Source organism: Geodermatophilus sp. SYSU D00766, assembly GCF_054049915.1.
Genome location: NZ_JBJGYI010000008.1, coordinates 82883 through 100141 on the forward strand (window position 1 = coordinate 82883; position 17259 = coordinate 100141).

Sequence of the window (17259 nt, forward strand, 5' to 3'; positions counted from 1 at the left end):
GTTCAGTTGATGCAGCCGGTGTCGGCGGCCGTCCGCGGCTCCTCGGCGGTGCTCTCGTCCGCCGGCTCGGCCGGCTCGGTCGGCTGGCCGATGCCGGTGAAGTCGCTGCCCAGGACCAGCTGCACGGTGCCGCTCTCGGCGTCGTCGCCGACCTCGACGGCGGCCCCGGGGACCTGCGCGGCCAGCGTGGCGGCCGCCGCCTCGTCCCCGGCGGCGTGCCGGATGACGGTCTGCTCGTAGTCGCTGCTGTCGGCGTTGCCGGTCTCGGTGACGACGAACCCGGCGGCCTCGAGGTCGGCGGTGGCCTCGGCGGCCAGGCCGGAGGTGCCCGAGCCGTTGTAGACGGCGACCGACACCTCCGACGGCGCCAGGGTGGCCGGGGCCTCCGGTGCGGGGGCCGGCGCCTCGGGCTCCTCGGACAGCGTGGCGAAGAACCGGTGCAGCGTCTCCTCGTCGGCCAGCCGCACGATCGAGCGGCCCTCGTCGTCGCGGTCGTCGGCCTCCACGATCGGCACCGTCTGGAAGTCGATGTCGCCGGGGCTCACCGACTGCAGCTGCTGGGCGAGGTCGAGCAGCCGGAGGTCCTCGTCGACGGTCAGCGACTCCGACGCCGCCTCGACCAGCTGCCGCTGCTTGCCCAGGTCGAGCAGCACGTCCTGGGACAGGATCTTGCGCAGCACCCCGCCGATGAACACCTGCTGGCGCACGATGCGGTCGAGGTCGCCGCGGGGGAGGGCGGTGCTGCCGTCCGGGCGGACGCCGTGCCGCTGCCGGACGAAGGCCAGCGCCTCGGCGCCGGAGATGGTCTGCTCGCCGGCGGGGAACACCGCGCCGGAGTACTCCGAGTCGTCCACCGCGTAGCAGAGGTTGACCGTCACGCCGCCGACGACGCTGGTCAGCTCGAAGAAGCCGAGCAGGTCGACCTCGGCGTAGTGGTCGATCCGCAGACCGGAGAGCTGGCTGATCGTGCGGATGAGCAGCTGGGCGCCCGCGGCCTGCTTCTCCTCCACCGGCGCGGACTCGTCCACCTCCGCGTAGCCGTGGGCGTAGGCGGAGTTGAGCTTGTCCATCCCGTAGCCCGGGATCTCCACGTAGGAGTCGCGCGGGAAGGAGACGAACGAGGCGCGCGACCCGTCGGCGGGCACGTGCACCAGGATCATCGTGTCGGTGTTGGTGCCGGAGTCCACGCCGGCGTTGAGCTCGGCCAGCTGCTCCGGGGTCAGCGCGGCGCGGCTGTCGTTGCCGACCAGCAGCAGGTTCATCGCCTCGGGGGCGCCCCCGGCGTCGTCGTTGCCGTCGGCGGGGATGGCGTCGGTGCGGTTGACGGTGGCCTCGGCGACCCGGCCGAGGTACCAGCCCCAGCCACTGCCGGCCAGCAGCAGCACCGACAGCACGGCGGCGACCGAGCGGGCGACGAGCACGCCCCGGGCGGTCCGGCGTCGTCCTGCGGGAAGCGGCCGGGCGCCGTCGCCGACGGCCGTTGCACCGTGCGGACGGGACGGGCGGCCGCCGCGCGGGTCGAGCCACGCGGGGAGGGGGCGGTCCGGGGACCCGGCGTGCTCGTCGTGGTCTCGGCTCACGAGATCGAGGTTAGGGGCGGCCGGCGACCGTCGGGGGCCGCCGCGACGTGACGGGGTGCTCGCCGTGGACGTCGCACCGATCGGCCGGGTCACCCCCCGCGGCGAGGTGCGCCAGCCGGCCTGGTCGCACGAGCTCATGGCCGGCTACCGGCCCGCCCCCGACGCCCGCTCCTGATCCTGGGTGGCCGGGGACGCGAGAACGGCGGGTGCCCGGTGGGCACCCGCCGTTCCGGTGTTCACACGCGAGCTATCGAGCGGACTGCTCCTGCCGGCGCGGCAGCACCCAGCCCGGCCGCACGAAGTGGCACGTGTAGCCGTACGGGTACTTCTGCAGGTAGTCCTGGTGCTCCTCCTCGGCCTCCCAGAACGGGCCGGCCGCGGTCACCTCGGTGACGACCTTGCCGGGCCACAGGCCCGAGGCGTCGACGTCGGCGATCGTGTCCTCGGCGACGCGCTTCTGCTCGTCGCTGGTGTAGAAGATCGCCGAGCGGTAGCTCCGGCCCACGTCGTTGCCCTGACGGTTCGCCGTCGACGGGTCGTGGATCTGGAAGAAGAACTCCAGCAGCTCGCGGAAGGAGATGACGTCGGGGTCGAAGACGACCTCGACCGCTTCCGCGTGGTCGCCGTGGTTGCGGTAGGTGGCGTTCGGCGTGTCGCCGCCCGAGTACCCGACTCGGGTCGACAGCACCCCCGGGCGCTTGCGCAGCAGCTCCTGCGCACCCCAGAAGCAGCCGCCGGCCAGGATCGCCGTCTCAGTGGTCATCGTCTGACCTTCCTCTCTAGGACGCTGGCAGAACACCACCGGAGGCGCAGGGATTCCGCCCGACGTCGTGACGGGGCTGCCGCTGGAGGCCCTCACCGGAGATCGCGGGAGAGACGGGCTTCCGGAGCGCGGTGGTCCCTGAGACCCTCGTGGCGATCGTGTCATCCGGACCTCGAGCCAGGACGACGGCCATGACCGGAACGCGCCGCCTCGACGTGTACGAGACGGCCTACCTCACCGGCGGACCACGACGCGCCGTCGCGGCCGCGGTGGTCTCCCTGGTCGAGACGGGGGTCCTGCGGGCAGCGCGGTCCACGGGTGAGTCGATGCTGGTCCACCGCCGCCCGTGCGCCGACCTGGAGGCCGCCGTCCTCGACGCCGTCGGCATCCGGGGGAACGCCTCGTTCGGCACGGTGTGCTGGCGGTTGCGCGACGACGTGCGCCTCACCTCGATCGGCCAGCGCCTCAGGGACGACGGACTGCTCGCCCGAGACCGCGGTCCGGAGCCGATGCGCCTGAAGTTCTGGTCGGCCTTGTCGTTCACCGGTGCCGGACGACGGACGCTGCGGCAGCTCCGTCGTGAGCCGGCGTCGATCGCCACGGACAGCGTGCGCGTGAGCCTGTGGGGTCCTGAGGCGATGCGGGACTCAGCCCTGCGTGTCGCCCTCTTCGAGGCCTCGCGCGTGCCGTCAGCGCCGGTCCCGCGGCAGACCGCGTCAGCCTCCGCCGGCCACCGCTCCTCCGCGACGGGTCACGAGGGCGGTGGGGGCGGGGGATACGCAGGCGGGTTCGGCGACGGTGGCGGCGACTGCGGCGGGGGCGGTGGCGACGGCGGCGGGTGCTGACGTCGGCTCCCGCCCTCACCGGGTCGACCACCTCCGGCGTCCGTCTCGGCCGGCGCCGAGGCATCGGCCCGACGGGAGGCACAGGACCGGTGGGGCTGGTGGAGCTCGAACCCACGTCCCAGGGATCACGAGTCAGGCGGCCCGTGCGTCGGTGCTGACCAGCCCTGGCCGATCGCGTCCGTTCCCTGCGCGTCGGACGCCCGTCACAGGCCGCTGTCCCGTCAGCGGCCGCCGCGGCGGCACACCCGTCCACGGACGTGTGGGTCGCGAACTCGGCCGGCAGGACGTGGACGGGGATGTGTCCCCGGGGCGCACCCGTGATGTGTGATGACGGCCGACGGGCGCGCCTTCCCCTGGTGGTCAGGTGCGACCGACACAATGCGCGACACCTGACCGAGGTCGCTGGGCTGAGAGGAACGCCCATGGGTGGCGTTGGCGGCGGCCGGTTCTGGACCGGCCCGGCATCGACGGCGGTACCCGCTGCCCTCGCGGCGTTGGCGGCCGAGTACACGGTCGCGATGGACCGCCCGGTGGGTAGGCGCCGGACGTGGCTGGACAGCGTCGACCTGCGGCTGTTCCGCAGTGGGATGGCGCTGACCGCCGTCGAAGGCCCCGGTGGCGGCGGGTGCGTGCTGGAGCTCAGCCTCCCCGACGGTGCGACCGTCACGGCCGGGCCCGACGCCCTCGGCTGGCCGCGCCTGGTGGCGGGTCTGCCCGACGGCCTCCGAACGCACCTCGAACCGGTCCTCGGGGTGCGCGCCCTGCTGCCGATGGTGGAGGCATCGGGGGCGTCCGTCACCGGCAGGTTGCTGGACGCCGAGGGCAAGACCGTGGTGCGGTTGGTCCACGACCGTCCGGCCAGCATCTCCGGTCGCCGCGATCCGCTGCCGGGGGGCCTGTGGTTGATCCCCGTGCGGGGGTACGACGCGGCCGGCGAGTGCGCCGCCCGGATCGCGCGCCGCGCGGGGCTGGTCCCCGGTACGCCGTCGCGCTACCCGGCAGCGTTGCGCGCCGCCGGAGTCGATCCCGACGCGCGCTCGAGGACCGTCATGGAGCCCGGACTCCCCGCCCGCGTGGCGGTGGCCAGGGTGCTGTTGTCCTTCCTCGGCGAGCTGGAGGCCGCGGTGGACGGCACGGTCGACGACGTCGACGTCGAGTTCCTGCACGACTTCCGGGTCGCGGTGCGGCGCAGTCGCTCGGCGATCAAGCTGCTCGGCGACGTGCTGCCGCCCGCCCTGGTCGCGTGGGCGACTCCTCAGCTGAAGCTGCTCGGCGACCTCACCACGCCGTCGCGCGACCTCGACGTCCTCCTGCAGGAGCTGCCGTCGCTGACGGCTGGACTGACGGGCGCCCGGCGCGAGGACCTGGAACCGCTGGTCCTCCGCCTCACCGAGCTCCGTGCGGACGAGCGGCGCAGGCTCGTGGCCGGCCTGCGGTCGCCGCGGTTCGAGCGGTTCCGCGCACGATGGCGCGCCTCGCTGCTGGAGCTGGCGACCTGGGACGGGCAGCCCCGTGCGGGACCGATCGCGGCCGAGGTGGTCGGGGAACGGCTCGATCGCGCCCAGCGTCGTGTGCTCCGCCGCGGATCGCGGATCACGGACGCATCGCCTCCCGAGGCCCTGCACGACCTGCGCAAGCGGGTCAAGGAGCTGCGCTACCTGCTGGAGACCTCCGCCCCGCCGACGGATCCGGCCGACGCCCGCGTCGCCGTCAAGGAGTTGAAGGCGTTGCAAGACGTGCTCGGGACGTTCCAGGACAGCGAGGCCCAGTGCGAGGCGCTCCACGCACTCGCCACCGACCTGGTGTCCGTCGACGGTGTCTCCGTCCGGACGATCTTCGCGATGGGGGAGTTGGCTGCCCGGCTGCAGGAGGACCAGGACACGTCCCGCGCGCGGTTCGCCGCTGTGTTCGAGAGGTTCTCCCGGCGGTCGGCGCGGCGTCGCACGGCCGACCCGGGTCGGCGCCGTACGGCGCCGGCGGAGCCGGTCACCGCAGTGGCAGGAGCGGGTCGGTGAAGGTCGTGGCCACGTACAACATCAAGGGAGGCGTCGGTAAGACGTCGGCCGCGGTCAACATCGCCTACTTCGCGGCCCGCGACGGTCTGCGCACCCTCCTGTGGGACCTCGATCCGCAGGGTGCGGCCACGTACCTGTTCAGGGTCAAGCCCAAGGTGAAGGGGGGCGGTCATGCCCTGCTCAAGGGCAAGCGCACGGTGGACGACGGGATCAAGGGGACCGATTTCGACCACCTGGACCTGATGCCGGCCGACTTCAGCTACCGCAACCTCGACCTGGACCTGGACTCCACCAAGCGCCCCACGGATCGGATTCGCCGCCTGCTCGTGCCCCTGAGGAAGGACTACGACCTGGTCGTCCTCGACTGCCCGCCGAGCGTGTCCCTGGTGTCGGAGAACGTCGTCCACGCCTGCGACGTGCTGCTGGTCCCCCTGATCCCCGCCAGGCTCTCGGTGCGCACCTACGACCAGCTCATCGACTTCGTCCAGACGATGCCGGGACGCAAGCCGGAGGTGATGGGCTTCCTGTCGATGGTCGACAGCCGCAAGAAGGCCCATCGCGAGTTCACCGAACGGCTGCCCAACGACCTCGCGTCCGTCGTACCCGAGGCGATCCCGAGCCGAGTGGTCATCGAGCAGATGGCCGAGGAGCGCGCACCGGTCCCGGCGTTCGCGCCGGCCAGCTCCGCGACGACCGCCTACGAGGCGCTCTGGGCCCGGGTGCAGTCGCGCTTGGCCGACACCGGCTGACGCACGGGCACGGATCTGTCCGTGCGCGCCATGTGCAGGTGTCTCGGGGACGGTGGTGGGGCGGGTGGGGCTCGAACCCACGACCCAGGGATTATGAGTCCCGTGCTCTGACCGGCTGAGCTACCGCCCCGGACGGTGCCGTCCAGCCTGCCAGACGTCCCCGGCGGGCCGGCCGGGACGTCGAGCCGTCTCACAGCCCGCGTGCGGCTGCCCGCCAGCGACGGCCGCCACGGTGGTGCTCCCCGGACCACGAGGAGCACCCGTGAACGACCACCCGTCCCCGACCCCCAGCGGCAACCGCTGGGAGCCGTCGACGATCCCCGCCCGGGACCCCGAGCACGTCCCGGCCGACGCCCCGTCCCGCACCGCGACGGCGGACGCGCCCCGGGTGAGCAGCACCCCGACCGGCCCGGGTGCGCCCCAGCGAACGCCCTCCCGGCTGAGGAAGCGGGCCGCCGCCGGTGCGGCCGCGGCGGCCCTCCTCGCGATCGGCGGGGCCGGGGGCTTCGCCGTCGGCTCGGCGGCCGCCGACGACACCGGGTCGCCGGTCGTCCAACAGGGCGGCACCACCGATGACGGCACCACCGGCGGGACCAGCGGCGACCCAGCGTGAGCACCGCCGTCGCGCCGCCCTCCACGGGGACGGTGCCGCCGGTCCCTCGACCTCAGCCCGGGCCGCCGCGGAACCCCTCCGGCGGACCGCCGCGGAACCCGTCGGGGCCATCGAACGGGTCGGCCAGCCCGTGCAGCACCAGCGCGGCCACCAGCAGCAGCGCGATCAGGGTGAGCACCGTGACCAGGGCGATCCGCACCGCCGCCGGACGACCGGTGCGCGCGTCGGTCATCGTGGTGCGCAGCTGCTCCCAGGCCATCAGCCCCAGCGGCCGCCAGCCCGGCGCGCCGGGCCGTGCCGGCGCCGGCGGCAGGTCCGCGGTCAGCGGGACCAGGTCGCGCAGGTGCACCGCCGCGAACGCCGCCGCCATCCGCTCCCCGCCCTCCTCCAGGGTCAGCAGCCCCCGCGCGACGGCGTCCTGCAGCACCTGCACCGTCGCCACCCGGTCGCTGTCGGCCGCCCGCAGCGGCGGCGCCGGTGACGGCGTGCCCGATCCGCTCATGTGTTTCTCCCCTTGCTCGGCGGGTAACGGCGGGCCAGCGTCCCCCGGCATCCTGTGACCGGCCTGTGAGCGGCGTCACGGGCGCGACGGGCCGTGGGAGTCACTCCTCCGGAGCGTGTGCTGCCCCACACGTCCCGTCAGACCCGCAGGTCACAGCGCCGTGGGTGCAAGCAGACGCGCCGGGTAGTTGACCGTTTCGTTACCTGCACCCGGGATCCCGTAGTACGTTCGCCCGCGGTCCTGCCGGGCCCACCGCTCCTCGATCCGCGAGGACGCCGGCCGGATCCCGCCTGACCGCCGGCCACCGTGCCGGGGACCGGGACCTCCGTCGAGGCCCCGGTCCGGTCACGCCCCCGTCCGCCGGACGCGGGTGAGCCGTGCGTCCACTCCGGACGCCCGGTGGCCCGGGAAGCGGTCACGAGGAAACGGAGATCCGCCGTCTTGGCGACCCTGCACCACCGGACCCGCCCGCGCTCCGCCCGCCGTCTCCGCAGTGCCGTGGTCGCCACCGGCGCCGCCCTGGGCCTCCTGCTCACGGCGTCGGCCCCGGCGTTCGCCGACCCGGCCGACGACGTCGCCGCCGCGGAGGCCGCCGAGCAGGACCTCGTCGCCGAGGTCGAGCGGGTCAAGGCGCAGGTCGCCGCCGCCGAGGAGCAGCTGCAGCGGATGACCGTCGAGGCCGAGGCCGCGGCGGACGCCGCCCTGGTCGCGCAGGCCGAGCTCGCCGCCGCCCAGCAGCAGGCCGAGCTCGCCGCCGCCGCGCTGCAGGCCGCCCGGGACGCCGTCGCGCAGGCGCAGGACGAGGTCGTCGAGCTCGGCCGCGAGGCCTACATGGGCAGCCAGGGCGAGCTCGCCGGCACCGCCTCGGTGCTGCTCGACAGCCAGGGGCCGCGGGAGGTCCTCGAGCGCGCCGCCACGCTGGACCTGCTCGGCGACCAGCGCGCGGAGACGCTGGAGGAGTTCGAGCTGCTCGAGGCGCAGGAGGCCGCGGCCGACGCCGCCGCCCGCGCCGCCGTCGAGGAGCGCGACGCCGCCGCCCGCGCCGCCGCCGAGACCCAGGCCGCCGCCGAGGCCCGCCTGGCGCAGGCCCAGGCCGAGTACGACGGCGTGGCCGCCGAGAAGGCCCGCCTCGACGAGCAGCTGCGCGCCGCCGAGGTCGAGCTGCTGCGGCTGCGCGGGGTCGCCGACGCCGAAGCGGCCTACGCCGCCCAGCAGAGCGCCCAGCAGCAGGCCGCCGTCAACGTCCAGTCCGCCGCCGGCGGGGGCATCGCGCCGACCACCGGCCGGGTGACGTCCTGCTTCGGCCCGCGCTGGGGGACCATGCACCAGGGCGTGGACATCGCCGCCCCGATCGGCACCCCCGTCTACGCCCCCGAGGGCGGCGTCGTGCTGCAGGCCGGCCCGGCCAGCGGCTTCGGCCAGGCCGTCTACGTCCAGCACGACGACGGTCGCATCACCCTCTACGGCCACGTCGACACCTTCACCGTGTCCGCCGGCCAGGTGGTCAGCGCCGGTCAGCAGATCGCGACGGTGGGCAACAAGGGGCAGTCGACCGGCCCGCACCTGCACTTCGAGGTGCACGAGGGCGGCCTGTACGCCAGCCGGGTGAACCCGGTGCCGTGGCTCGAGGCGCACGGCGTCTCGCTGGGCGGCGCCTGCTAGCTCGTCATCCCCGGCGGCCGCGCAGCCGGCCGAGCAGGTCGCCCGCGCCCCCGACGGTGCGGGCGGCCAGCGCGAGGATCGGCCCGCCCGGGATCCCCGGCGCGGCCTCGACGATGGGCGCCAGGCGCATCAGCTCCGGCAGGTCGCGCACCCGCAGCCGCCGGCGGACCAGCGCCGCGGCGGGGTTGACCCGTCCCGACGCGGCCTCCAGGAGCACGTCGGCGGCGGCCTCGACGACGGCGCCGGGCGGGCGGTCGCCGTCGACCCGTCGCACCGTCCAGCCCGGCGGGTCCGCGGCGAACACCCAGCCGCCCTCGGGGGTGAGCAGCGCCGCGCCGCCGGCGATGCCCGACGCCGCCGCCAGCGCCCCGGTGACCTCCGCCAGGGCGGCCAGCCCCGCCTGCAGCACCGACGGCGGCGGCGGGGGAGCGCCCAGCGGCACCAGGTCCAGCCCGTGGACGGCGAGCTCGTAGGCCTGGCCGAGCACCACCGACAGCATCGGCAGCCGGCCCACCGTGGACACGGCCGGCGCGGTGTCGAGCCCGGCCGGCGCGTCGGCGAGGTAGCGCACCGTCGCCTCGCGGTTGCGGCGCAGCGCCGCCAGCACCTCCTCGCGCGGGGCGTCGCGGTGCGCGGCGGTCACCCGCGCGTTCGTGGCGTCGACGTCCGGCGGGGTGCCCGTGCCGCCGGCCCGCGCCGAGGCCTGCAGGTCCTCCAGCGCGGCGTGGTCGGACCAGGCGCCGAGGTGCACGCAGATCTCGTGCGCCCGCCACCCGGGCAGCCGGGTGGGCCGGTCGAGGTCCACCGCGGCCGCCTGCCCGAGGAAGGTGTCCCAGGCCTCCAGCACCAGCGGCCCGACCACCTCCCGCCCGGCACCGGCCAGTCCCCGTTCGCGCTCGTGCTCCGCCGTGTCGTCGTCCACGCAGGCGTCCCTACCCAGCCGCCGGCGGTTCCCGGTGCGAGCCGTGCCACCCCGGAGGGGGAGGTGTCGGTCCGTCGCCTGCAGATGCGGACGGCGCCGTCCGATGACCCCGTCGTGGACGACGCAGCAGCCGGGAGAGGCCCCGGCGCCGGGCCCCTCCGCGCGGCGCTGCGCCGGCTGCCGGGCTGGGTCGGCACCGGGCTGTACCGCCCGCTCGCCGAGGACGAGGAGCGGGCCCGCTACTGGATCCGCCACGTGCGCTCCGGCGTGCTGCTCAGCGAGGTCGCCGGCCTCGCCTCGCTGGCCTACACCCTGGTGACGCCCACCCCGGGCCACCGGCACCCGGTGCTGCTCGTGCTGGCCGCCTCGGTGGTCCTCGGGGCGCCCGTGCTGCTCCTGCTCCCTCTGCGCCGCATGTTCCGCGACCTGCGGGGCGGGGTGTTCTTCTACGCCTGGAGCGCCGCGGTGACCACCGTCATCACCGTGGCCGCCCGCCTCGACGGCGGCGCCGACAGCCCGCTGTCGGTGCTGTTCTTCCTCAACCTGGCGTTCATGGCGGTGGCCTACCCGCCGGCCGGCGTCGTGCTCACCGGCACGGCGACGGCGACCTGCTACACGCTGCTGGTCGCCGGCCCGCTGGACTCGCGCTCGCTGTTCGTGGCCACGGTCCTGGTGACCGTCACCCTCGTGTGCACCTTCACCTCCGCCAACCACTGGGCCGCCCACGACCGGCAGGTCGTGCTCGTGCGCACGCTGGAGGCGCTGGCCGCCAGCGACCCCCTGACCGGTGTGCCCAACCGCCGGGTCTTCCTCGAGCGCGTCGCGCAGGCCGTCGTCCGCGCCGGCCGCGGCGAGCGGGCGGTGGTCTGCGTCGTCGACCTCGACGGGTTCAAGGGCGTCAACGACCGCGACGGCCACGCCGCGGGGGACGCCGTGCTGCGCCGGGTGGCCGCGGCGCTCGGCGCGGCGGTCCGCGAGACCGACACCGTGGCCCGCATGGGCGGGGACGAGTTCGCCGTCCTCGCCGACTGCCCGGCGCCCGGCGACGACGCCGCGCTGGCCGGGCGGCTGCGGGCCGCCGTCGCCGAGGTGGGTGCCGGGTGCGGCGTGACCGGCAGTGTCGGCTGCGCCCTGGTGCACGCCGACGACGCCGTCGCGGACGTGCTGCACCGCGCCGACGCGGCCATGTACCGGGCCAAGGCGGCCGGCGGGGACCGGGTGCACGATCTCGCACGGTGACCGTCCCGCCCGCGTGGCGGTGACCCACCGTGACAGGCGAAGCCGAGGCGGGGTTACGGGACTCGACCGGCCGCCACCGCCCGTGACCGGGTCCCCGGGGTACCGTCAGGGCGACCCGGGGGTGGCCGGGCAGGCGCGCGACCTCCGTGGTATGGCGCTGACCAGCGCTTCCGTGCCGTCAGGGGCGGCGGAGGTCACACCTGCACCAGCCGCCGCATCCGCACTGGCGCTACCGGTGGTCCATCGTGCACACTGTCGGTGGATCCCTGGTCCACCGGAGCTGACCACAGCCTGTCACCGAACCGATCGTCCGTTGGGGAAGACGAGACCGATCGAGTCGATGGAGGTGCCTCGTGCAGCGACGGTCTACCCAGGGTGTCGTCTTCGTGCACTCCTGCCCGAAGGCGCTCTGCCAGCACGTCGAGTGGGCGCTCGAGCGCGTCGTCGGCGCGCCGGTCTCCCTGTCGTGGGCCGAGCAGCCCGCGGCGCACGGTGCCTACCGTGCCGAGGTGGCCTGGACCGGTGCTCCCGGGACGGGCGCCAAGCTGGTCGCCGCGCTGCGCGCGTGGCCGATGCTGCGCTTCGAGGTGACCGAGGAGGCCAGCCACGGCAACGACGGCGAGCGGATGTCCTACGTGCCCGGGCACGGGGTCTACCGGGCGCCGACGAGTGCCAACGGCGACCTCGTCGTCACCGAGCAGCAGCTGCGCACCCTCGCGGCGACCGCCACGTCGGTCGAGGCGTTCCGCCACGGGGTCGACCAGCTCCTCGGCGCGGCGTGGGACGCCGACCTGGAGGTCTACCGGTACGCCGGCGACGGCAGCCAGACGACCTGGCTGCACCAGGTCGTCTGAGGTGTCCTCCGAGGTCCCCCGGTCACGATTGAGGCACACGACGTGAGGCTCCCCGGCCCGCCGTCGTAGGCTCCTGGCCAGGTCGTCCGGACGCCGTCGGGGAAGCGGCGTCCGGACGACCTCTCGAGAGGCCCGTCACCGCTGCAGCGGTGGCGGGCCTCTCCGCGTCCGGACGACCCGTCCTCCGGTCAGAGCGGGATGTTGCCGTGCGCCCCGCGGCCGGCCGGGGCGGCGGTCAGCGCCTCCACCAGCCGCCGGCGGGTGCGCGAGGGCTCGACCACCTCGTCGACGACGCCGATCGACAGCGCGCGGTCCACCCCGCCGGCGATCCGCTCGTGCTCCTCGGCCAGCCGGGCGTGCAGCGCCTCCCGCTCGCCCGGCGGCACCGCGGCGAGCTTCTTGCGGTGCAGGATCCCGACGGCGGCCTTGGCGCCCATGACGGCCACCTCCGCGCCCGGCCAGGCGAACACCGCGGTGGCGCCCAGGGAGCGGGCGTTCATGGCGATGTAGGCCCCGCCGTAGGCCTTACGGGTCACCAGCGTCACCCGCGGCACCACGGCCTCGGCGAAGGCGTGCAGCAGCTTGGCGCCGCGGCGCACCACGCCGTCCCACTCCTGGCCCACGCCGGGCAGGTAGCCGGGGACGTCGACGAGCACCACGAGCGGGACGCCGAACGCGTCGCACATCCGCACGAACCGGGCCGCCTTCTCCGCCGACGCGGAGTCCAGGCAGCCGCCCAGCCGCAGCGGGTTGTTGGCGACCACGCCCACCGTGCGCCCGGCCAGCCGGCCCAGCGTGGTGACCACGTTGGGTGCCCACCGCGGGTGCAGTTCCAGCCCCGGCCCGTCGAGCACCGCGGCGACCAGCGGCCGGACGTCGTAGGCGCGGTTGGCCCGCTCGGGCAGCAGCGCGCGCAGGTCGGTGCCGGGCCCGAGCGCGCCGGGGCCGAACGAGCCCTGTGCGGCCAGCAGGCCGACGGCCTGGCGGGCGGTGTCCAGCGCCGCCGCCTCGGAGTCGGTGACCACGTGGACGACGCCGCTGCGGCGGCCGTGGGTGTCGGGGCCGCCGAGGCTCTCCATGTCGACGTCCTCGCCGGTGACGGAGCGGACGACGTCGGGGCCGGTGACGAACACCCGCCCGGCCGGGCCCATGACCACCAGGTCGGTGAGCGCCGGGCCGTAGGCGGCGCCGCCCGCGGCGGGCCCGAGGACGACCGAGACCTGCGGGATCCGCCCGGAGGCGCGGACCATGGCGGCGAACACCTCGCCGACGGCGTGCAGCGCGGTGACGCCCTCGGCCAGCCGGGCGCCGCCGGAGTGCCACACGCCCACGACCGGCACCCGCTCCCGCAGCGCGGTGTCGATCGCGTCCACGACGTGCCGGCACCCGTCGGCGCCCATCGCCCCGCCCATGACCGTCGCGTCGGTGCAGAACGCGATGACCGGGGACCCCTCCACGGTGCCGCGGGCGGCCAGGACGCCGGAGGTGTCGCGCGGGGCGAGCAGGTCCAGGGACCCGTCGTCGAGGAGGCGCTGCAGGCGGTCCTCGGGGTCGCGCGGGTCGGGGCTGGGCAGCGTCGGGACGACGTGCAGCGTGGTCACCAGGGGTCTCCAGAGGCCGGCGCGGGGCCGGCGGTCGAGGTCCGGCCCCGCTAGGCCGGGTGAGGTGCTGGAACGGCCCCGCTGCAGGGGCCCGCCGCGAGCGGAGCGAGTGGCGGGGGGCAGCGGGGTCCTTGCTCAGACGGTGGTGAAGACCAGCGCCAGGTTGTGCCCGCCGAAGCCGAAGGAGTCGTTCACCGCGGCGGTGAGGGTGACCTTGCGCGGCTCGCGCCGCACGATGTCGAGCGCCTGGACGGCGGCGTCGTCGTCGGGGTCGTCGAGGTTGGCCGTCGCGGGCACCACCTGGTCGCGCAGCGCCAGGACGGTGAACACCGACTCCAGGGCGCCCGCGGCACCGAGCAGGTGGCCGGTCTGGCTCTTGGTCGCCGACACCAGCGTGTGCTCGCCCACCGCGCTGCGGATCGCGGAGGCCTCGGCGGTGTCGCCGACCGGCGTCGAGGTGGCGTGCGCGTTGACGTGGCCGATGTCGGCGGGGGAGAGGCCGGCGTCGCGCAGGGCGGCGCCGATGGCGCGGGCCGCGCCCTCACCCTCGGGGTGCGGCGCGACGAGGTCGTAGCCGTCGGCGGTGGCCCCGGCCCCGGCGAGCCGGGCGTGCAGCGTGGCGCCGCGGGCACGGGCGGAGTCGGCGCGCTCGAGCACGAGCGCGGCGGCGCCCTCACCGAGGACGAACCCGTCGCGGCCCTTGTCGAACGGCCGCGAGGCGCGCTCGGGCTCGTCGTTGCGCGTGCTCATGGCGCGCATCGCGGCGAACCCGGCCATGGGCAGCGGGTGCACGACCGCCTCCGCGCCGCCGACCAGGACGACGTCGGCGCGGTCGAGGCGCAGCAGGTCCAGCCCCCAGCGGATCGCCTCGGCGCCGGAGGCGCAGGCGCTGACCGGGGCGTGCACGCCGCCGCGGGCGCCGACGGCCAGGCCCACGGCCGCGGCCGGGCCGTTGGGCATGAGCATGGGGATGGTGAAGGGCGAGACCCGCTTGGGGCCCTTGGCCTCCAGCACGTCGTCCTGGCCGAGCAGGGTCATCGCCCCGCCGATGCCGGTGCCGAAGACGACGGCGATGCGCTCGGGGGCGACGCCGGCGTCGGCGGCGCCCGAGGCGGCCCAGGCCTCCTCGGCGGCGATGACCGCGACCTGCTGGCTGCGGTCGAGTCGGCGCGCGCGGACGCGGTCGATCTGCTCGGCGGGGTCGGTGGCCAGGGTCGCGGCGAGCTGGGCGGGGAACTGCTGCACCCAGTCGTCGGTGAGCCGGCGGACCCCCGACCGTCCGGCCAGCAGCGCGTCCCAGGTGCTGGCGACGTCGCCACCCAGCGGCGTGGTGGCTCCGAGGCCGGTGACGACGACGTCGTCGTGCGAACTCATGACGGGTCCTCTCCTGGGGCGTGCGGGCGCGGGCGGCCGGGGGACCGGCGTCAGCCCTGGTTCTTCTGGATGTAGCTGATCGCGTCGCCGACGGTCTTGATGTTGCCGAGCTCGTCGTCGGGGATGGCCACGCCGAACTTGTCCTCGACGGCGGTGGCGATCTCGACCATCGACAGCGAGTCGACGTCGAGGTCCTCGGTGAACGACTTCTCCGGGGTGGCGTCGGCGGGGGTGACCCCGGCGACCTCCTCCAGGATCTCGGCCAGACCTGCCTGGATGTCCTCGCTCACGCGGGGGTCCTCTCTCTCGGTGGGGGCGGGGGGATCCCGCCGTCGGTCCCGGGGGGTCCGGGGATCTGTGGGGCGGCTCAGGGCAGGGTGAGCACCTGGCCGGCGAAGGTCAGGCCCGCTCCGTACCCCAGGACGAGCGCCAGATCACCGCTCTTCGCCTCGCCGGACTCCAGCAGCGCGGTCAGCGCCAGCGGGATCGACGCCGCCGACGTGTTGCCCGACCGCACGATGTCGCGGGCGACGACCACGTCGGGGCCCAGGCCCAGCCGCTTGGTCATCGACTCCACGATGCGCAGGTTGGCCTGGTGCGGGGCGAACACGGCGATGTCCTTGGGGCCCACGCCGGCGGCCTCCATCGCCTGCTCCAGCGTCTCGGTGAGCCGCGTGGTGGCCCAGCGGTAGACCGCCTGCCCGGCCATGGTCATCGTGCCGGTGCCGGCCGCGATCTCGATCGCGGAGTACTGGTCGCCGTCGCTGCCCCAGGCGACCGGGCCGATGCCGGGCTCCTCGGCGGCGCCCAGCACGGCCGCCCCGGCGCCGTCGGCGAAGATCACCGCGGTGGAGCGGTCGGTCTTGTCGACGACGTCGGTGAGCCGCTCCACGCCGACGACGAGCGCGTTGCGGGCCGACCCGGTGCGGATGGCCGACGAGGCGACCTCCAGCGCGTAGCAGAACCCGGCGCAGCCGGCGTTGAGGTCGAAGGCGCCGGGGCGCGGGATGCCCAGCCGGTGGGCCACCTGCGGGCCGATGCCGGGGATGGGGTGGGTGAGGCTGGCGCTGGCCAGCACCACCAGGTCGACCTCGTCGGGGTCCAGGCCGCTGGCGGCCAGCGCCTTGCCGCCGGCGGCGACGGACATCTCGACCAGCGTCTCGTCCTCGTCGGCCCAGCGGCGCTCCTCGATGCCGACCCGGGTCCGGATCCACTCGTCGTTGGTGTCCATCACCTGGGCGAGCTCGTCGTTGGTGACCCGCCGCCGCGGGCGGTAGGCCCCGAGTCCCAGGACGCGGGCGCCGGGGGCGCCGGCTGCCAGGCGGATGCTCACGCGGGGACCTCCGGGAAGAGTCGGGCGAGGGGGGTGCCGGCGTCGACGAGGTCGCCGTCCTGCACCAGCCACTCGGCGAGGACGCCGTCGTAGCCGGCGGAGACGTTGACCTCCTCGCGGCGGCTGCGGATGCAGCCGAGCGGGGTGCCGGCGGCCAGCCGGGTGCCCTCGGCGACGTCGGCGGGGCTGACGGTGCCGCGGACGGGGGCGACGACGACCCGCCAGTCGGGCCGGTGCTCGGCCTCGGGCCGGCCGCGGGCGGCGTCGATGAGGGCGCGGGCGCGGTCGAGGTCGCCGGGGCCGGCCAGCGCCAGCACCTCGACGCCGGCGTCCTTCCACTCGCGCTTGGCCAGGCCGGCCAGGGCGCCGGCGGGGGGCAGCTCGATGGCGGCGGTGACGCCGAGGTCGCGCATGGTGGCCAGGCACGCGTCGAAGCGCACCGGGCTGGTCACCTGGCTGACCAGGCGGGACAGCGCCTCGGCGCCGGAGTCGACGGCCGCGCCGTCGGCGTTGGACAGCAGCAGCCGGCTGGGGTCGGCCGGCCGCAGCCCGCCGACCAGCGCCTCGAGCTCCTCGCGGGCGGGGGCCATGTAGGCGGTGTGGAAGGCGCCGGCCACCGACAGCGGCACCACCCGCGCCTTCGCCGGCGGCTCGGCCTTGAGCGCGGCCAGCCCCTCCAGCGGCCCGGCGACGACGACCTGCCCGCCCCCGTTGAGGTTGGCGGCCACCAGCCCGCGCTCCGCCAGGGCGGCCTCGAGCTCGCCGGGCTCGCCGCCGAGCACGGCGGACATGCCGGTCGGGGTGAGCGCGCAGGCCCGGGCCATCGCCCGGCCGCGGACGGCGGTCAGCGCGATCGCCGCCTCGACCGACAGGACGCCGGCCAGCGCGGCGGCGGTGAGCTCGCCGACGCTGTGCCCGGTGATGACGACGTCGCGGCCGGTGTGCGGCGAGTGCGCGACCGGGCCGGGCAGGCCGCCGAGCTCGCGGGCGACGAACAGGCTCATCGCCACCACGAGCGGCTGGGTGACCGCGGTGTCGCGGATCGCCTCGGCGTCGCCGGTGGTGCCGAGGGTCAGCAGGTCGGCGTCGGCGATCGCGCCGGCCCAGCGGAAGAAGGGCTCGGCTCCTGGGAGCTCCAGCCAGGGGGTGAGCATCCCGGGTTTCTGGGCACCCTGTCCGGGGGCGAGGACGGCCAGCACCTCCTCAC

General features: G+C 75.6%; 16 protein-coding genes and 1 tRNA gene. 7 read left to right on the top strand and 10 right to left on the bottom strand.

Translation table 11 applies throughout. The features are described from left to right. Positions 1–2: 2 nt before the first annotated feature. Positions 3–1421 carry an LCP family protein gene (locus ACI8AD_RS09175; protein ID WP_456870225.1) on the bottom strand — a complete coding sequence of 473 codons (1419 nt, stop codon included), beginning with the start codon at positions 1419–1421 and terminating at the stop codon, positions 3–5. A gap of 406 nt (positions 1422–1827) precedes the next feature. Next, a complete protein-coding gene (gene msrA / locus ACI8AD_RS09180; RefSeq protein ID WP_456870226.1) occupies positions 1828–2343 on the bottom strand; it encodes a peptide-methionine (S)-S-oxide reductase MsrA in 516 nt (171 codons plus the stop codon). Between the two features lie 158 nt (positions 2344–2501). Here msrA and ACI8AD_RS09185 point away from each other — a divergent pair, with 158 nt between their 5' ends. The 3 genes from ACI8AD_RS09185 to ACI8AD_RS09195 all read left to right on the top strand — a co-directional run bounded on the left by ACI8AD_RS09185 (position 2502) and on the right by ACI8AD_RS09195 (position 5952). Further along, positions 2502–3188 (top strand): TIGR04222 domain-containing membrane protein, encoded by a 687-nt coding sequence (locus ACI8AD_RS09185; RefSeq protein WP_456870227.1) that lies wholly within the window; start codon positions 2502–2504, stop codon positions 3186–3188. Positions 3189–3610: 422 nt separating this feature from the next. Next, on the top strand, positions 3611–5203 hold the full coding sequence (locus ACI8AD_RS09190; protein ID WP_456870228.1) for a CHAD domain-containing protein: 1593 nt from the start codon (positions 3611–3613) through the stop codon (positions 5201–5203). Continuing rightward, the gene (locus ACI8AD_RS09195) at positions 5200–5952 is read left to right on the top strand and encodes a ParA family protein (RefSeq protein ID WP_456870229.1); all 753 of its coding nucleotides are present in this window, start codon (positions 5200–5202) and stop codon (positions 5950–5952) included. Before ACI8AD_RS09190 ends, ACI8AD_RS09195 begins: the two co-directional genes overlap by 4 nt. A 53-nt stretch (positions 5953–6005) precedes the next feature. Here the strand turns inward: ACI8AD_RS09195 and ACI8AD_RS09200 are convergent. Further along, positions 6006–6082: transfer RNA gene (locus tag ACI8AD_RS09200), tRNA-Ile, on the bottom strand. A gap of 132 nt (positions 6083–6214) precedes the next feature. Between ACI8AD_RS09200 and ACI8AD_RS09205 the strand changes: the two genes are divergently transcribed. After that, entirely contained in the window at positions 6215–6565 is a 351-nt protein-coding gene (locus ACI8AD_RS09205) for a hypothetical protein (RefSeq protein ID WP_456870230.1), read from the top strand. A gap of 52 nt (positions 6566–6617) precedes the next feature. Here the strand turns inward: ACI8AD_RS09205 and ACI8AD_RS09210 are convergent, their stop codons facing one another. Then, positions 6618–7067 carry a DUF1707 SHOCT-like domain-containing protein gene (locus tag ACI8AD_RS09210; protein WP_456870231.1) on the bottom strand — a complete coding sequence of 150 codons (450 nt, stop codon included), beginning with the start codon at positions 7065–7067 and terminating at the stop codon, positions 6618–6620. 441 nt (positions 7068–7508) lie between these two features. Here ACI8AD_RS09210 and ACI8AD_RS09215 point away from each other — a divergent pair, with 441 nt between their 5' ends. Then, positions 7509–8729 carry a M23 family metallopeptidase gene (locus tag ACI8AD_RS09215; RefSeq protein ID WP_456870232.1) on the top strand — a complete coding sequence of 407 codons (1221 nt, stop codon included), beginning with the start codon at positions 7509–7511 and terminating at the stop codon, positions 8727–8729. A gap of 4 nt (positions 8730–8733) precedes the next feature. On the opposite strand, the gene ACI8AD_RS09220 is transcribed toward ACI8AD_RS09215, so the two are convergent. Next, positions 8734–9651 (bottom strand): maleylpyruvate isomerase N-terminal domain-containing protein, encoded by a 918-nt coding sequence (locus ACI8AD_RS09220; RefSeq protein WP_456870233.1) that lies wholly within the window; start codon positions 9649–9651, stop codon positions 8734–8736. A gap of 114 nt (positions 9652–9765) precedes the next feature. Between ACI8AD_RS09220 and ACI8AD_RS09225 the strand changes: the two genes are divergently transcribed. Continuing rightward, positions 9766–10890 carry a diguanylate cyclase domain-containing protein gene (locus ACI8AD_RS09225; RefSeq protein ID WP_456870234.1) on the top strand — a complete coding sequence of 375 codons (1125 nt, stop codon included), beginning with the start codon at positions 9766–9768 and terminating at the stop codon, positions 10888–10890. Between the two features lie 353 nt (positions 10891–11243). Continuing rightward, positions 11244–11744 (top strand): DUF3145 domain-containing protein, encoded by a 501-nt coding sequence (locus ACI8AD_RS09230; RefSeq protein WP_089403106.1) that lies wholly within the window; start codon positions 11244–11246, stop codon positions 11742–11744. A 188-nt stretch (positions 11745–11932) separates the two neighbouring features. Here ACI8AD_RS09230 and ACI8AD_RS09235 read toward each other — a convergent pair whose 3' ends face one another. The 5 genes from ACI8AD_RS09235 to ACI8AD_RS09255 all read right to left on the bottom strand — a co-directional run bounded on the left by ACI8AD_RS09235 (position 11933) and on the right by ACI8AD_RS09255 (position 17251). Further along, positions 11933–13345 carry an acyl-CoA carboxylase subunit beta gene (locus ACI8AD_RS09235; RefSeq protein ID WP_456870235.1) on the bottom strand — a complete coding sequence of 471 codons (1413 nt, stop codon included), beginning with the start codon at positions 13343–13345 and terminating at the stop codon, positions 11933–11935. A gap of 135 nt (positions 13346–13480) precedes the next feature. Then, positions 13481–14719, bottom strand: coding sequence for a beta-ketoacyl-[acyl-carrier-protein] synthase family protein (locus ACI8AD_RS09240; RefSeq protein ID WP_456870236.1), 1239 nt, complete (start codon positions 14717–14719; stop codon positions 13481–13483). 50 nt (positions 14720–14769) lie between these two features. Beyond that, positions 14770–15009 (bottom strand): acyl carrier protein, encoded by a 240-nt coding sequence (locus ACI8AD_RS09245; protein WP_089403103.1) that lies wholly within the window; start codon positions 15007–15009, stop codon positions 14770–14772. A gap of 77 nt (positions 15010–15086) precedes the next feature. Continuing rightward, positions 15087–16052, bottom strand: coding sequence for a beta-ketoacyl-ACP synthase III (locus ACI8AD_RS09250; protein ID WP_456870237.1), 966 nt, complete (start codon positions 16050–16052; stop codon positions 15087–15089). Then, complete coding sequence (locus ACI8AD_RS09255; protein WP_456870238.1) at positions 16049–17251, bottom strand: acyltransferase domain-containing protein; 1203 nt, start codon at positions 17249–17251, stop codon at positions 16049–16051. Before ACI8AD_RS09255 ends, ACI8AD_RS09250 begins: the two co-directional genes overlap by 4 nt. Positions 17252–17259 lie beyond the last annotated feature (8 nt).

What these genes read in the sequence shown, in the direction of transcription:
- msrA (WP_456870226.1), bottom strand. Translation starts at nt 2,343, where the DNA reads ATGACCACTGAGACGGCGATCCTGGCCGGCGGCTGCTTCTGGGGTGCG.
- ACI8AD_RS09190 (WP_456870228.1), top strand. Translation starts at nt 3,611, where the DNA reads ATGGGTGGCGTTGGCGGCGGCCGGTTCTGGACCGGCCCGGCATCGACG.
- ACI8AD_RS09210 (WP_456870231.1), bottom strand. Translation starts at nt 7,067, where the DNA reads ATGAGCGGATCGGGCACGCCGTCACCGGCGCCGCCGCTGCGGGCGGCC.
- ACI8AD_RS09240 (WP_456870236.1), bottom strand. Translation starts at nt 14,719, where the DNA reads ATGAGTTCGCACGACGACGTCGTCGTCACCGGCCTCGGAGCCACCACG.